The 14,943-nt window shown below is 71.6% G+C and carries 14 protein-coding genes; 9 read left to right on the top strand and 5 right to left on the bottom strand.

Features of this window, described 5'->3' with window-relative positions; translation table 11 throughout:
* Nucleotides 1-136 precede the first annotated feature (136 nt).
* Together ACWD3D_RS21620 and ACWD3D_RS21615 are read right to left on the bottom strand one after the other, a co-directional pair.
* Nucleotides 137-1,189, bottom strand: coding sequence for a family 2 encapsulin nanocompartment cargo protein polyprenyl transferase (locus ACWD3D_RS21620; RefSeq protein WP_451462459.1), 1,053 nt, complete (start codon nucleotides 1,187-1,189; stop codon nucleotides 137-139).
* Between the two features lie 313 nt (nucleotides 1,190-1,502).
* Nucleotides 1,503-2,909, bottom strand: a complete 1,407-nt coding sequence (locus ACWD3D_RS21615; RefSeq protein WP_451462458.1) for a family 2B encapsulin nanocompartment shell protein — start codon at nucleotides 2,907-2,909, stop codon at nucleotides 1,503-1,505.
* A gap of 180 nt (nucleotides 2,910-3,089) precedes the next feature.
* Here ACWD3D_RS21615 and ACWD3D_RS21610 point away from each other — a divergent pair, with 180 nt between their 5' ends.
* From ACWD3D_RS21610 to ACWD3D_RS21600, 3 genes are all read left to right on the top strand, one after another.
* Nucleotides 3,090-3,539, top strand: a complete 450-nt coding sequence (locus tag ACWD3D_RS21610; RefSeq protein ID WP_451462457.1) for an Rrf2 family transcriptional regulator — start codon at nucleotides 3,090-3,092, stop codon at nucleotides 3,537-3,539.
* Nucleotides 3,540-3,661: 122 nt separating this feature from the next.
* Nucleotides 3,662-4,873, top strand: coding sequence for a globin domain-containing protein (locus ACWD3D_RS21605; protein WP_451462456.1), 1,212 nt, complete (start codon nucleotides 3,662-3,664; stop codon nucleotides 4,871-4,873).
* A 37-nt stretch (nucleotides 4,874-4,910) separates the two neighbouring features.
* On the top strand, nucleotides 4,911-5,861 hold the full coding sequence (locus ACWD3D_RS21600; RefSeq protein WP_451462455.1) for a 1-aminocyclopropane-1-carboxylate deaminase/D-cysteine desulfhydrase: 951 nt from the start codon (nucleotides 4,911-4,913) through the stop codon (nucleotides 5,859-5,861).
* A 13-nt stretch (nucleotides 5,862-5,874) separates the two neighbouring features.
* Here the strand turns inward: ACWD3D_RS21600 and ACWD3D_RS21595 are convergent, their stop codons facing one another.
* The gene (locus tag ACWD3D_RS21595; protein WP_451462454.1) at nucleotides 5,875-7,476 is read right to left on the bottom strand and encodes a Na+/H+ antiporter; all 1,602 of its coding nucleotides are present in this window, start codon (nucleotides 7,474-7,476) and stop codon (nucleotides 5,875-5,877) included.
* A 36-nt stretch (nucleotides 7,477-7,512) separates the two neighbouring features.
* Between ACWD3D_RS21595 and ACWD3D_RS21590 the strand changes: the two genes are divergently transcribed.
* From ACWD3D_RS21590 to ACWD3D_RS21580, 3 genes are all read left to right on the top strand, one after another.
* A complete protein-coding gene (locus tag ACWD3D_RS21590; protein WP_451462453.1) occupies nucleotides 7,513-7,773 on the top strand; it encodes a UBP-type zinc finger domain-containing protein in 261 nt (86 codons plus the stop codon).
* Between the two features lie 289 nt (nucleotides 7,774-8,062).
* Nucleotides 8,063-8,476 carry an ATP-binding protein gene (locus ACWD3D_RS21585; protein WP_266708962.1) on the top strand — a complete coding sequence of 138 codons (414 nt, stop codon included), beginning with the start codon at nucleotides 8,063-8,065 and terminating at the stop codon, nucleotides 8,474-8,476.
* On the top strand, nucleotides 8,365-9,429 hold the full coding sequence (locus ACWD3D_RS21580) for an RNA polymerase sigma factor SigF (protein WP_451462452.1): 1,065 nt from the start codon (nucleotides 8,365-8,367) through the stop codon (nucleotides 9,427-9,429). Before ACWD3D_RS21585 ends, ACWD3D_RS21580 begins: the two co-directional genes overlap by 112 nt.
* Nucleotides 9,430-9,549: 120 nt before the next feature.
* Here the strand turns inward: ACWD3D_RS21580 and ACWD3D_RS21575 are convergent, their stop codons facing one another.
* Entirely contained in the window at nucleotides 9,550-10,038 is a 489-nt protein-coding gene (locus tag ACWD3D_RS21575; protein ID WP_451462451.1) for a hypothetical protein, read from the bottom strand.
* A 167-nt stretch (nucleotides 10,039-10,205) separates the two neighbouring features.
* On the opposite strand from ACWD3D_RS21575, the gene ACWD3D_RS21570 reads away from it, so the two are divergent.
* Nucleotides 10,206-11,171: a diacylglycerol/lipid kinase family protein gene (locus tag ACWD3D_RS21570; RefSeq protein WP_451462450.1), complete on the top strand. Its 966-nt coding sequence runs from the start codon at nucleotides 10,206-10,208 to the stop codon at nucleotides 11,169-11,171.
* 319 nt (nucleotides 11,172-11,490) lie between these two features.
* Nucleotides 11,491-11,748 carry a WhiB family transcriptional regulator gene (locus ACWD3D_RS21565; RefSeq protein WP_003953983.1) on the top strand — a complete coding sequence of 86 codons (258 nt, stop codon included), beginning with the start codon at nucleotides 11,491-11,493 and terminating at the stop codon, nucleotides 11,746-11,748.
* Nucleotides 11,749-11,932: 184 nt separating this feature from the next.
* On the opposite strand, the gene ACWD3D_RS21560 is transcribed toward ACWD3D_RS21565, so the two are convergent.
* A complete protein-coding gene (locus tag ACWD3D_RS21560; RefSeq protein ID WP_451462460.1) occupies nucleotides 11,933-13,399 on the bottom strand; it encodes a sensor histidine kinase in 1,467 nt (488 codons plus the stop codon).
* Between the two features lie 706 nt (nucleotides 13,400-14,105).
* Here ACWD3D_RS21560 and nagB point away from each other — a divergent pair.
* On the top strand, nucleotides 14,106-14,891 hold the full coding sequence (gene nagB / locus ACWD3D_RS21555) for a glucosamine-6-phosphate deaminase (protein WP_328723658.1): 786 nt from the start codon (nucleotides 14,106-14,108) through the stop codon (nucleotides 14,889-14,891).
* The last annotated feature ends 52 nt before the right edge of the window (nucleotides 14,892-14,943 follow it).

Genomic DNA, 14,943 nt, shown 5'->3' with positions numbered 1-14,943 from the left:
CTCCACCGTGGCAACCGCCCACGGGGGAGCGGGGTTTCGGACTTCCGGGACGCCCGCCCGGCGGGGCCCAGTGGCTGCCGGGGGCTCAGTGACCGCCGGGGCCCAGTGACCGCCGGGGCCCAGTGACCGCCGGGCGTCAGTGGCTGCGGCGGGTGACGAACTCCGCGAGGGAGAGCAGGTCCCCGGCCGCCGCCAGGTCGGGTACGGCGCGGGAGAGGTGGTGGACCGCCCGTGCCATCCGGTCGGCCGCCGTGACCTGGGCCCAGTCGCGTCCACCGGCCCGCTCCACGGCGTCGGCGGCCCTGCGCACCTCGTCCGGCGCGCCGAGCGGGCCTTCGTAGAGCGCGGCGAGGTCGGCGGCGGCCGGGGTGCCCGAGGTGAGCGCGGCCACCACGGGGAGGGACTTCTTGTGTGCGGCGAGGTCGGCGCCGACCGGTTTGCCGGTGCGCGCCGGATCGCCCCAGATGCCGATCAGGTCGTCGATGAGCTGGAAGGAGAGCCCGGACTCCCGACCGAAGCCGTCCATCGCACCGACCGACCGGTCCGAAGCGCCGGCGTAGAGGGCGCCCACGGCGCAGGCGCAGCCGAGCAGGGCGCCGGTCTTGGCCATGGCCATGGTGAGGCACTCGTCGAGGGAGACCTCCCGGGGGCCGCGTTCCTCGAAGGCGCAGTCGGCCTGCTGGCCGGCGCAGAGCTCGATGACGCAGGAGGTGATCCTCGCCGAGGCGGGGGCCGAGGCGGGGTGGTCGTCGTCGGCGAGCAGCCGCAGGGCGAGTGCCAGCATGGCGTCGCCGGTGATGACGGCGTCCGGGACGCCGAAGACCGCCCAGGCGGTGGGCCGGTGGCGGCGGGTGACGTCCTCGTCGATGACGTCGTCGTGGAGCAGGGTGAAGTTGTGCACGAGTTCGACGGCCACGGCGGCGCGTACCGCCCGCTCCGGGTCGCCTCCCAGCGCGCGGGCAGCCGCCAGTACCAGGGCGGGCCTGATGGCCTTGCCGGCCGGGCCCGGGGCGGGGCTCCCCTCGTTGCCCTCGGCGTCCGCCCAGCCGAAGTGGTACATCGCCACCCGGCGCATCCCGCCGGGCAGCGACGCCACCGCGGCGCGCAGCTGCGGGTCGACGACGGCCCGGGTCCGTTCCAGGAGCGCCGCGGCCTCGTGGCCCTCGGTCGCGGCGTCCGTACTCGTCATGGTCACGGTCACTCCCTGTGTCACCGGCGAGCCCCCGGTCCGGTTCGTCGCGGGCCGGGGGCAGCGGGTCGTACGGCGGTATGGGTACGGCAGTGCGGGTACGGCCGTGCGGTGGGTACGGCGGTGCAGTGGGCACAGCCGCGCGGTGGGTACGGCGGTGCGGTGGGCACAACCGCGCGGTGGGTACGGCGGCGGGGTGTGCACGGGCGTGCTCGGGTGCCGGGTGGACACCACTCACCCGGCACCCTGTCGGGCCCCGTACTCCTCCCCCGTCCGGGACCTCCGCCGCACCTCCCCCGCTGGTGGGGACCCGTCAGTGCCAGCGGCTGACCTCGACGTTCTCCAGGACCCCGAGGGCGTCCGGGACGAGGACGGCCGCGGAGTAGTAGGCCGTGACGAGGTAGGAGATGATCGCCTGCTCGTCGATGCCCATGAAGCGGACGGAGAGGCTCGGCTCGATCTCGTCCGGGATGCCGGTCTGCTGGAGGCCGATGACGCCCTGCTCGGACTCGCCGGTCCTCATGCAGATGATCGAGGTGGTGCGGGCCTCGGTGATCGGGATCTTGTTCGACGGGAAGATCGGCACCCCGCGCCAGGCCGGTACGTGCTGTCCGCCGACGTCCACGGTCTCCGGGACCAGCCCGAGCCGGTTGCACTCGCGGCCGAAGGCTGCGATGGCGCGGGGGTGGGCGAGGAAGAGCTTCGATCCGCGCCGCCGGGAGAGGAGTTCGTCCATGTCGTCGGGGCTGGGTACCCCGGCGTGCGGCTGGAGCCGCTGGCCGTAGTCGCAGTTGTTGAGGAGGCCGAACTCCCGGTTGTTGATGAGCTCGTGCTCCTGGCGCTCGCGGAGCGCCTCGACCGTGAGCCGCAACTGCTGCTCGGTCTGGTTCATCGGATGGTTGTACAGGTCCGCGACGCGGCTGTGCACCTTCAGTACGGTCTGGGCGACGCTGAGTTCGTATTCGCGGGGCGTGGCGTCGTAGTCCACGAAGGTGTGCGGGACGACGGCTTCGCCGACGTGGCCGGCGGAGAGGTCGATCGCCGCCTCGCCGTACTTGTTCGTCCGCTGCTGCGGGATGGCGAGCAGCCCGGCGAGGTGGTCGCGGAGGGTGCCGACCCGCTCGGCGAGGTTGAGTACGTCGGCGCGGCTCAGCGTCAGCAGGGTGCAGGCGGTGGCAGCGCGGGTGGTGAACTCCCACTGCGCCTCGCCCTCCACCAGGGAGTGGTCTCCGAAGTACGAGCCGTCCGCGAGGACTCCGAGCACCGTCTCGTCGCCGTAGGGGCCCGTGCCGATCTTCTCCACCCGACCGTGGGCCAGCAGGTAGACCCGGTCCGCCGCGTCCCCCGAGGCGGCGATGACCTCCCCCGCGGCCACGTCGCGCTGTTCGCAGCGCCGGGCCAGCTCGGCGAGCGCCTCCTCGTCCGCGTAGTCGCGCAGCGCGGGCAGTTCGCCGAGCTCGGCGGGGATGACCGCGACCCGGTCGCCGGTCTGCACGAAGGTCACCCGGCCGTCTCCGACCGAGTAGCTGAGCCGACGGTTCACCCGGTACGTACCGCCCTGTACCTGCACCCACGGCAGCATCTTCAGCAGCCACCGGGAGGTGATCTCCTGCATCTGCGGCGCGGACTTGGTGGTCGTCGCGAGGTTCCTCGCAGCGGCCGTGCCGAGACTCTGCTGCGGCGTGCCGTGCGTGTCGCGAACCTCTTCACCAACGGACATCTGACGGGTCCTCTCGATCATGGGCTGAGCTGCGTGAAGAAGCCTTTCAGCACGGAGTGTCGCTACGCCATTACACAAAAGAGTGCGACTAAAAGGGGTGGGGACGGGGCACCATGGCCCCGCGCCGCCCACCGACGCCCATAACTTGCATCACAGATACCAATTATCTAGAGTGCTGCCATGCGGCTGACGAAATTCACCGACGTGGCGCTGCGGGTGCTGATGCGCCTCGCCGTCGCGGAGAACGGCGAACCGCCGACCACCCGCGAGGTGGCGTCGGTCATGCGGGTGCCGTACACCCACGCCGCCAAGGTGGTCGCCCGGCTCCAGCACCTCGGCCTGGTCGAGGCACGCCGGGGACGCGGCGGCGGACTCACCCTCACGGGGGCCGGCCGCACCGCCTCGATCGGCGGGCTCGTCCGCGAACTCGAAGGCGAGGGCGACGTGGTGGAGTGCGAGGGGGAGACCCCCTGCCCGCTGCTCGCCGCCTGCCGGCTGCGCGGCGCCCTGCGCCGGGCGCAGGAGGCGTTCTTCGCGGAACTCGACCCCCTCACCGTCACCGAACTCGTCGCCTCGCCCACCGGACCCCTGCTCATCGGCCTCGGCACCGGCCGCCCGGACACCGGCTGAACCGCGCCGACCGGTTCGGGTGAGCGCCGGCCCGGCCGGGTGAACACCCCCGCAGGACCACACCGGCCCACCTGTCCCAATAAATACGCATCTCATACCAATTCAACATCCGAGGAGTCCCGATGCTCTCCGAGCAGTCGACCGCAACCGTCCGCGCCACCCTCCCCGCCGTCGGGGCCGCCATCGGGGACATCGCCGATCTCTTCTACCAGAAGCTCTTCGCCGCCCACCCCGAGCTGCTGCGGGACTTCTTCAACCGGGGCAACCAGGCCGCCGCCACCCAGCAGCGCGCCCTCGCCGGCTCGGTCGCCGCCTTCGCGACGATGCTGGTCGAACACCCGGACACCCGCCCCGACGTGATGCTGAGCCGGATCGCCCACAAGCACGCCTCCCTCGGCGTCACGGCCGCGCAGTACGAAGTGGTCCACACCCACCTCTTCGCCGCCATCGCGGAGATACTGGGCGACGCGGTCACCCCGGAGGTCGCCGCCGCCTGGGACGAGGTCTACTGGCTGATGGCCAACGCCCTGATCGCCGTCGAGGACCGGCTCTACGCGGAACGCGGCGTCGCCGCCGGCCAGGTCTGGCAGGAGTGGGAGGTGGCCGGGCGCGCCGAGGAGACCGCCGACGTCACCACCTTCACGCTCCGCCCCGCCGACGGCACTCCGGCTCCCGCGTTCCGGCCCGGCCAGTACGTCTCCGTACAGGTGGAACTCCAGGACGGCGCACACCAGATACGCCAGTACAGCCTCTCCGGCGCCCCGGACGCCCCCTCGCGCTCGATCACCGTCAAGCGGGTGCACGGCGGCGACGGGCCGGACGGCGAGGTCTCGGCGCACCTGCACGCGCGCGTCCGTCCCGGCGACCGGCTGCGCGTCTCGCTGCCGTACGGCGACCTCACTCTCGGCGCGTCCGCCGGCGCGGAGCCGGCCGCCCCGCTGCTGCTCGCCTCGGCGGGGATCGGCTGCACCCCGATGCTGTCGTTCCTGGAACACCTCGCGGCCACCGGCCACGACGCCCCGGTCACCGTGGTGCACAGCGACCGCTCCCCCGCCGACCACGCCCTGCGGGCCGACCACGCGCGGCTGACCGCCGGGCTCAAGGCCGGCGCCGCCCACTTCTGGTACGAGCACCCCGAGGCCGGCCACCCCGCCGAGCGCACCGGACTGGTCGATCTGAGCGGCCTGACCGTGGCCCCCGGCACCCACGCCTACCTCTGCGGACCGCTGCCCTTCATGCGCGCCGTGCGTACGCAGCTGCTGGCCAAGGGCGTACCGGCGGCGGACATCCACTACGAGGTGTTCGGCCCGGACCTCTGGCTCGCGCAGGACTGAGAGCCTGCCGGGTGGCGGGGGCGGCGACACTGGAGGGATGAGCCCGACCGACCCGCCCGCCGGCCCCGCCGCCCAGGCCTCCGCCGACCCGGACCCTGCGTCCGTACTCCGCCCCCGGCTGCCTTCGCCGCTGGTGGAGGCGCCCGACGAGCGGTTCGGGCGGCACGGGGTGGCGCTGCTGCTCAAGCGGGACGACCTGATCCACCCGGACCTGCCGGGCAACAAGTGGCGCAAGCTGGCGCCCAACCTCGCGGCCGGCGACGGACGCCCGGTACTCACCTTCGGCGGGGCGTACTCGAACCATCTGCGGGCGACCGCCGCCGCCGGGCGGCTGCTGGGGTTCGCCACCATCGGGGTCGTACGCGGCGAGGAGCTGGACGGCCGCCCCCTGAATCCCTCGCTGGCCCGGTGCGCGGCCGACGGGATGCGACTGCACTTCGTGGACCGGGGCACGTACCGCGCGAAGGACGATCCGCGCGTGCTGGCGGCGCTGCTGGAACGTTTCGGGGACGTGCGGGTCATTCCGGAGGGCGGCAGCAACGCGCGGGCCGCACAGGGCTGTACGGAGCTCGGGCGCGAGCTGCGGGGGCGCACCGAGGTCGCGGCCGTCGCCTGCGGCACCGGCGGCACCCTGGCGGGCCTGGCGGCGGGGCTGGGCCCCGGCGGGCGCGCCCTCGGCGTCGCGGTGCTGCGCGGCGGCTTCCTGGCCGACGCCGTACGCGACCTCCAGCGCGACGCGTTCGGCGGCCCGGCCGGGCGGTGGTCGGTGGAGGACCGGTTCGCCTTCGGCGGGTACGCCCGTACGACACCGGAACTCCACGCGTTCGCCGACGACTTCGAGGATCGGCACCAGCTGCCGGTCGAGCGGATCTACGTGGCGAAGCTGCTGTACGCGCTGACCGCGCTGGCCGGGGAGGGCGCCTTCGCCCCGGGCACCCGGGTGACCGCGGTGATCACCGGGCGCCCGGAGACGGAGCCGGGAGCATGAGGTCTGCCGGGGCTCAGTCGGCGTCCGACTCCCGGTAGGCGGCGGCCTCTTCGAGGTCGAGACGGCGCAGCAGGGTGCGCAGCATCTCGTCGTCGATGCGGCGGTCGTCGCGGAGGCGTACGAAGACCTCGCGCTCGGCCTCGATCATGTCGCGGGACAGCCGGCGGTAGGTGTCGTCGGCGGACTCGCCGGTGAGCGGGTTGGCGGCGCCGAGGCGTTCCCAGACGGCGTTGCGGCGGCGTTCCATGACCGTGCGCAGTCGGTCCGCGAGGGGGTCGGGGAGGCTGTTGTGCTCGTCGGAGAGCAGTTCGTCCAGCCGTCGCTCGGCCGCCGCGGACGCCTCGCTCTGGGCCTGCGCCTCGGCGAGGGTCTGGGCCTGCCGGTCGGGGCCCGGTAGCTTCAGCAGCCGGACCAGCAACGGCAGGGAGAGCCCTTGGACGACCAGGGTACCGATGACGGTGGTGAAGGTGAGGAAGAGCACCAGGTTCAGGGCCGGGAAGGGTTCGCCGTCGTCCATGGTCGCCGGGATGGAGAAGGCGATGGCGAGGGAGACGACTCCGCGCATCCCGGCCCAGCCGACGATCAGCGGGGAGGTCCAGTTGGTCTCCGGTTCGCGTGCGCGGATACGGGAGGAGAGCCAGCGGGGCAGGTAGGTGGCGGGGTAGACCCAGAGGAAGCGGACCACGACGACGGCGACGAACACGGCGACGGCGTACCGCACGGCGTCCCACACGGCGTAGGCGCCGAGCCCCTTCAGCACGAAGGGCATCTGGAGCCCGATGAGGGCGAAGACGGCGGACTCCAGCACGAAGGCCACCATCTTCCAGACGGCGGCCTCCTGGAGGCGGGTGGCGAAGTCGACCTGCCAGGAGCGGTGTCCGAGGTACAGGGCGACGACGACCACCGCGAGCACTCCGGAGGCGTGCACCCGCTCGGCGGCCGCGTAGGCCACGAACGGGATCAGCAGGGAGAGGGTGTTCTGGAGCAGCGCCTCCTTGAGGTGGGTGCGCAGCCAGTGCAGCGGGACCATCAGCAGCAGGCCGACGAGGACGCCGCCGACCGAGGCGAGCAGGAACTCCCACACCCCTTCGCCCCAGCTCATCCCCACGCCCACGGCGGCGGCCAGAGCCACCTTGTAGGCGGTGATCGCGGTGGCGTCGTTCACCAGGGACTCGCCCTGGAGGATGGTGGTGACCCGGGCGGGGAGGCCGACCCGGCGGGCGATGGCGGCGGCGGTCACGGCGTCGGGCGGGGCGACGACCGCGCCGAGCACCAGCGCGGCGGGCAACGGCAGGTCGGGCACGAGGAGATAGGCGAGCCAGCCGACCGCGAGCGTCGCGAAGAGGACGTAGCCGACCGACAGCAGGGCGACGGGCCGGGCGTTGGCCCGCAGGTCCAGGTAGGAGCTGTCCACGGCGGCGGTGTACAGCAGCGGTGGGAGCAGCAGCGGCAGCACGATGTGCGCGTCGAGCGTGTACGGGGGCACGCCGGGCAGGTAGGCGGCAAGTAGTCCTACGGCCACCAGCAGCAGCGGCGCGGGCACGGGGGTGCGCCGCGCGGCACCGGCTACCGCCGCACTGGCCGCGACCAGTGCGACCAGGGGCAATGCGTCCATCGTTCGGGTCCTCACATCCGTCGTAACCTGGCCATCATGAGTGAGTGCCCGCACGTATCCGAACTGCCCCGCCCCGAGCCGGCCCCGCTCGGTGACACCTGCCCGGAGTGCCGGGCGGCCGGTACGCACCCCGTACAGCTGCGGCTCTGTCTGACCTGCGGGCACGTCGGCTGCTGCGATTCGTCACCGCTCCGGCACGCGACGGGACACGCCCGGGAGAGCGGGCACTGTGTCATGCGCAGCTTCGAGCCGGGCGAGAGCTGGCGCTGGTGCTACGAGGACGGTTCGATCGTCTGACGTCTGGGTACGTCAAACCGGCGCCGGTTCTTCGCAATTGTGCGCCACCGAACCCGAAAGCCCCTGCCGGCAAGGCCCGTCCCCGTCCGGTGCGAACAATGCCGGTCGCGGCACTAGCCACTGTCAGTACCTCCGTGCCTACCATGTGTGACCCCCACCGGTTGGGCTCGCGGCGACACGGCATCATGGATCGCGATAGCGTCGCCCCGACCGAGAACCGACGACCGACCGAACGGTTGCGGACATGTTCCGGAACCTCGAACGAGTTTGTGCCACCTTGGAGGTGAGGGTGTCCCAGATCGCAGGCGAACCCGGGAACCAGGACTTCGTGGAGGTCCGGCTGCCCGCTGCGGGTGCTTACCTGTCGGTGCTGCGTACGGCTACGGCCGGCCTCGCGGCGCGCTTGGACTTCACTCTCGACGAGATCGAGGACCTCCGCATCGCGGTCGACGAGGCCTGCGCGATCCTGCTCCAGCAGGCCGTGCCGGGTTCCGTCCTCAGCTGCGTGTTCCGGCTCGTGGACGACTCCCTCGAAGTGACCGTGTCGGCCCCGACCACGGACGGCCGGGCACCGGAACGCGACACCTTCGCGTGGACGGTGCTCGCCGCACTGGCGGGCAAGGTCGAGTCCACGGTCGCCGACGACCGGACGGTCAGCATCAGCCTCCACAAACAACGCGGCGCGGGACCCGGGCCGGCGTGAGCGACGGGAACGGGGAAGGTGCTGTGCGGGACGATTCGATCCGATCGGGGGCGGCGCACCCTACCGCCGTCCCCGAGCAGCAGGCCCGCCCGCACCCGGTGGACGGGGCGGACGGGACGGACGGGCCCTCGGGGCTCACGGTCGCGGTTGAGCAGGCGGAGCGGGCGGGCCAGATGAGCGAGCACGGGCATCACGATCCCAACGACCGCAGCGCCGCGCGTGCGCTCTTCGTCGTGCTCCGGGAACTGCCGGACGGGTCACCGGAGAAGGCCGAGCTGCGCAACCGGCTGGTCCGGATGCATCTGCCGCTGGTGGAGCATCTGGCCCGCAGGTTCCGCAACCGGGGCGAGCCGCTGGACGACCTCACCCAGGTCGCCACGATCGGCCTGATCAAGTCGGTGGACCGGTTCGATCCGGACCGGGGCGTGGAGTTCTCCACGTACGCGACACCGACCGTCGTCGGGGAGATCAAGCGGCACTTCCGCGACAAGGGCTGGGCGGTCAGGGTGCCGCGCCGCCTCCAGGAGCTGCGGCTCTCACTGACCACGGCCACCGCGGAGCTCTCTCAGCAGCACGGCCGCTCGCCGACCGTGCACGAGCTGGCGGAGCGGCTCGGCATCTCCGAGGAGGAGGTGCTGGAGGGGCTGGAATCGGCCAATGCCTACAGCACCCTCTCGCTGGACGTACCGGACACCGACGACGAGTCGCCGGCCGTCGCGGACACGCTGGGCTCGGAGGACGAGGCGCTGGAGGGCGTCGAGTACCGCGAGTCGCTGAAGCCGCTGCTGGAGGGGCTGCCGCCGCGCGAGAAGCGGATTCTGCTGCTGCGCTTCTTCGGCAACATGACCCAGTCGCAGATCGCTCAGGAGGTGGGCATCTCGCAGATGCACGTCTCCCGGCTGCTGGCCCGCACGCTGGCCCAGCTGCGCGAGCGGCTGCTCGTGGAGGAGTGAGGGGAGCGGGGCTCCGGTCCGGGTCGGGCCCGGCGCGATCCGGACCGAAGACCGCGAGGCCCCCGTTCCCGGGCGAACGCCGGGAACGGGGGCCTTTCGCCGCCCGGAGTCGTGCGGGCGCTACGTGGCGTCGTCGGAGGCCGGGCGCGAACCCCGGTCCATGCCCAGCTCCCGGGTGGTCGCCGGGTTGAAGAGCAGGACCAGCGCGGTGATCACGACGGCGGCGAGCACGATGCCGGTGGGGATCAGCGCGCCGTGGGACTTCAGCAGCGTGTAGGCGACGGGCGCCGCCACCAGTTGTGTGATGACCGTGGGGCCCCGGCCCCAGCTGCGGCGCAGCAGCAGGCCCCGGACACCCGCGAGCGGGATGAGGCCGAGCGCGATCAGGGTGATGCCGCCCGTCACCGCCTGCTCCGGGCTCTGCGGGCGGCCGAGCATCCCCATCACCAGCATGTAGACACCGCCGACGACGAGAGCCGCCCCTTCGAGGGCGGTGAGCGCGGCGAGGGCCTCGATCCGCCCCGGCTTCCCGTTCCGCCATCCGGTCCGCTCCCCGGACGCGGGCAGCGGCGCGGAGGACGGGGAGGGAGGGTTCGCTTGAGTACTCACGCGAGCCAGGTTGGCATCCCGGGGCCCGGAAAGCGAAGCCGGGGGCCGGTGCGCCCCTTGCGACACACCCGGTCACGCCGGGTGACCGGAGCGCGCGCGATCACGGAGAGTGAAAGCGTGGGGGAGGGACTGCGGGCCGGTACCGTCCGGTAGGTAGGCTGGCAGTCATGCGCGCTCTCCTCGTGGTCAACCCAGCCGCCACCACCACCAGTGCGCGGACGCGCGACGTGCTCATCCACGCACTGGCGAGTGAGATGAAAATCGAGGCCGTGACCACGGAGTACCGGGGTCACGCCCGGGATCTGGGACGCCGGGCCGCGGACTCCGGCTCCTTCGACCTGGTGGTCGCCCTCGGCGGCGACGGCACGGTGAACGAGGTCGTCAACGGGCTGCTGCACGCGGGCCCCGACGAGGGGCTGCCGAGCCTCGCGGTGGTTCCCGGCGGCTCGACCAACGTCTTCGCCCGGGCGCTGGGACTGCCCAACGACCCGGTGGAGGCGACCGGCGCGATCCTCCAGGCACTGGCCGAGGAGAGCTCACGGACGGTCGGACTGGGACGGGCGTTCGGTACGCCGGGCTCCGCCGACGAAGCGGTACCCGAACGTTGGTTCACTTTCTGCGCGGGTCTCGGCTTCGACGCCGGCGTGATCGGCCGGGTCGAACAGAAGCGCGAGGGTGGCAAGCGTTCGACCCACGCCCTGTACGTGCGCCAGGTGCTCCGCCAGTTCGTCGACGAGCCGCACCGCCGCCAGGGCGTGATCACGCTGGAGGTGCCCGGCCAGGAGCCGGTGCACGAGCTGGCGCTGTCGATAATCTGCAACACCGCCCCCTGGACCTACCTGGGCAATCGCCCGATGTACGCCTCCCCGAAGGCGTCCTTCGACACCGCCCTGGACATCCTCGGCCTGAAGCGGCTCTCCACCGCACAGGTGGCCCGCTACGGCACCCAGCTGCTCACTTCCAGCCCTGACAAGGGTCCACGCGGCAAGCACGTGGTTTCACGGCATGACCTCACGGACTTCACCTTGCATTCAAAGGTCCCGCTCCCCTTCCAGATGGACGGCGACCACCTGGGACTGCGTACGAGCGTGACGTTCACAGGCGTACGCCGTGCACTGCGTGTGATTGTGTGAGCGGAAGGGCCCAAAGTCCTTTAACTCGAACGTTTGGGCTGGTTCCCACCCCTTAGAAGTACGGCTGTGACGGAGCCGACACCGAGGAATCAAAAAAAACTTTCCAGAAGGGGTTGTATCCGCCGCCGAGGTTTGCGAATCTCTACATGGCGATCGGGACGGCCCGCAGCATCGGCCTCCACTGAGAGCCAGAACCCCTCCCCACTGTGCAGACCACGACCAGTTCATCTGGGCGTAGGCCCTTCACCTGCGGGGGGATTCGTGAAAGCGTTCACATTCACAAGCAACAAGCATGTAATACCAAGGAGAGGTAGCAGCCATGGACTGGCGTCACAACGCCGTTTGTCGTGAGGAAGACCCCGAGCTGTTCTTCCCCATCGGCAACACCGGTCCTGCGCTGCTGCAGATCGAGGAAGCCAAGGCCGTCTGCCGTCGCTGCCCCGTCATGGAGCAGTGCCTGCAGTGGGCGCTCGAGTCCGGCCAGGACTCCGGCGTCTGGGGTGGCCTCAGCGAGGACGAGCGCCGCGCCATGAAGCGCCGCGCCGCTCGCAACCGGGCGCGCAACGCCAGCGCCTGATTCGACGCCCCCGCGACAAAGCCTCAGCCCGGCGGCGCGTACGCAGCGTACGCACAGCCCCGCCTTCGAGTCGCAGCGCGCAGTACCCCGTAGCGCAGAAGAACGTGCTTGAACCGAAAGGCCCGGACCGTCACCACGGTCCGGGCCTTTCGGTATGCCGTGCGGCCCCCGGGGGCCGCTGCCGCTACCGGTCGGCGCTGACCGGGAGGTCGAGCAGCACCTGGGTGCCGCGCTCCGGAGCGGGCACCATGTCGAAGCTGCCGCCCAGTTCGCCCTCGACCAGCGTGCGCACGATCTGGAGTCCCAGGTTGCCGGCCTTGCGGGGGTCGAAGCCCTCGGGGAGACCGCATCCGTCGTCCTGCACGGTGATGAGCAGCCGGCCGTCCCGGGACGATCCGCCCCGCACGGCGGAGACCTCCACCGTGCCGCTGTCGCCCTCGCTGTACGCGTGCTCCAGGGCGTTCTGGAGGACTTCGGTGAGCACCATCGACAGCGGAGTGGCAACGTCCGCGTCCAGGACGCCGAAGCGTCCGGTGCGCCGGCAGGTGACCTTGCCGGGCGAGATCTCGGCGACCATGGAGATGACCCGGTCGGCGATCTCGTCGAACTCGACGCGCTCGTCCAGATTCTGGGACAACGTCTCATGAACGATGGCGATCGAACCGACGCGCCGCACCGCCTCGTTGAGCGCCTCGCGCCCCCGTACGGAGTCCATCCGGCGGGCCTGGAGACGCAACAGGGCGGCCACCGTCTGGAGGTTGTTCTTGACCCGGTGGTGGATCTCCCGGATCGTCGCGTCCTTGGTTATCAACTCGCGTTCACGACGGCGCAGTTCCGTGACGTCCCGGAGCAGCACCAGCGATCCGATCCGGGCCCCCTTGGGCTTGAGCGGGATCGCCCGGAACTGGATGACGCCGCTGGCGCACTCCACCTCGAACTCGCGCGGGGCGTAGCCGCTCGCGACCTTGGCCAGGGCTTCGTCCACCGGCCCCCGGGAGGGGGCGAGTTCGGCGGTGGTCTGGCCGAGGTGGAGCCCGACGATGTCGGAGGCGAGGCCGAGCCGGTGGTAGGCGGAGAGACCGTTGGGGCTGGCGTACTGCACGATCCCGTCGGCGTCGAGCCGGATGAGCCCGTCGCCGACGCGCGGGGACGCGTCCATGTCGACCTGCTGGCCGGGGAAGGGGAAGGCCCCCGCGGCGATCATCTGGGCGAGGTCGGCGGCGGACTGGAGATAGGTGAGCTCCAGCCGGGAAGGGGTCCGCACGGTCAGCAGATTGGTGTTGCGCGCGATGACGCCGAGGATGCGGCCTTCGCGGCGGACCGGGATGGCCTCGACGCGTACCGGCACCTCCTCCCGCCACTCCGGGTCGCCCTCGCGCACGATCCGCCCCTCGTCCAGGGCGGCGTCCAGCAGGGGGCGACGGCCGCGCGGCACCAGATGACCGACCATGTCGTCCTGGTAGGAGGTCGGGCCGGTGTTGGGGCGCATCTGCGCGACGGAGACGTACCGGGTCCCGTCCAGGGTCGGAACCCAGAGGACGAGGTCGGCGAAGGACAGGTCGGAGAGCAGTTGCCACTCCGAGACCAGCAGGTGAAGCCATTCGAGATCGGTGTCGCTCAGGGCTGTGTGCTGGCGGACGAGGTCGTTCATGGAGGGCACATGTGCGAGCGTACCCGTGGATACCGAGAGGTTCCGAACCGAGCGGGAGCCCGTCCCCGTCCCCGGGAGCGGGGACACCGTGTACAGAACGGCACCGGACCACCAGAATCGGTACCGCGTCGGCAGAATCGATACCGCAGACGCATGGACACCGACAAATGGTCTAGTCCACAATACGGGAACAAGAACCTCCGCCCTCCCCGCACAGGAGGACGGACCGAGGCACCCGCGCTCTCTGCCCTGATCGCGCCCGTGCCTCGTACGGCCGGAGGCACCGCACACCGCCGGCCGAGCAGCTCCGGGCTGCGGTACCGGGCGGGCTGAGGGTCCCTCCCGGTGCCGCGGCCCGCGGGTCGGGCGCGACGCCCCGCACGAGGCCGGTTCGGCACCCCGGCACCCGCACGACGCCCCGGGCGACTTCCCCCCGGGTCCGCACCGGCTCCGTCCGCACCGGCCCGTCACCCCTCGCCCGCACCGCCCGCCCCCGCCCACGTGGGCTCGGGCCCAGGTCGCGCACCCTCCACATCTGCGGACAATTGACTCAAGTCGACCGCCGCCGCCCGACGCCCCACGACCGGCCCCCAGGCGATGACCAAAAGCGGAAGGCCCCTGTTCCCGAGGCGTGGGGCTCTGTTAAATTTGGACCAGATTGGTCTATACCACATACGTCGTCATTGATCAGATCGGCAGGCACAGCGTGGAAGTTGTCATCGTCCCGGACGCAGCGGCAGGCGGCGAACTCATCGCGGAGGCCATGGGCGCGCTGCTGAGCCGCAAGCCCTACGCCCTGCTCGGCGTCGCCACCGGCTCGACCCCGCTGCCCATCTACCGGTCCCTGGCCGAGAAGGTGCGCTCGGGCGCGGTGGACGCGTCCCGCGCCCGGATCTGCCAGCTGGACGAGTACGTCGGGCTCCCCGCCGGACACCCGGAGTCCTACCGCTCCGTCGTGCTGCGCGAGGTCGTGGAGCCCCTCGGCCTGACCGAGTCCTCCTTCATGGGCCCGGACGGCTCCGCCGAGGACGTCCAGGCGGCCTGCGAGGCGTACGACAGGGCACTGACCGAAGCCGGCGGCGTCGACCTCCAGCTGCTCGGCATCGGTACGGACGGGCACATCGGCTTCAACGAGCCCTGCTCCTCGCTCGCCTCGCGCACCAGGATCAAGACGCTGACCGAGCAGACCCGGGTGGACAACGCCCGCTTCTTCGACGACGACATCGACCAGGTGCCGCACCACGTCATCACCCAGGGCATCGGCACCATCCTGGAGTCGCGCCACGCGATCCTGCTGGCCACCGGCGAGGGCAAGGCCGACGCGGTCGCGCTGACCGTCGAGGGACCGGTCGCCTCCGTGGTGCCGGCCTCCGCGCTCCAACTGCACCCGCGCGCCACGATCGTGGTGGACGAGGCGGCGGCCTCCAAGCTGAAGCTGGCCGACTACTTCCGCCACACCTTCGCCTCCAAGCCTTCCTGGCAGGGGCTGTAGGCCCTCGAAGGGCGCCCATGACGGAGGGGCGGCCACCCGGCATCGGGTGGCC

This window comes from Streptomyces sp. NPDC002690 (genome assembly GCF_053592415.1).
The sequence above is the reverse complement of the archived record's forward strand: the minus strand, read 5'-3'. Positions and strand labels throughout refer to the sequence as shown.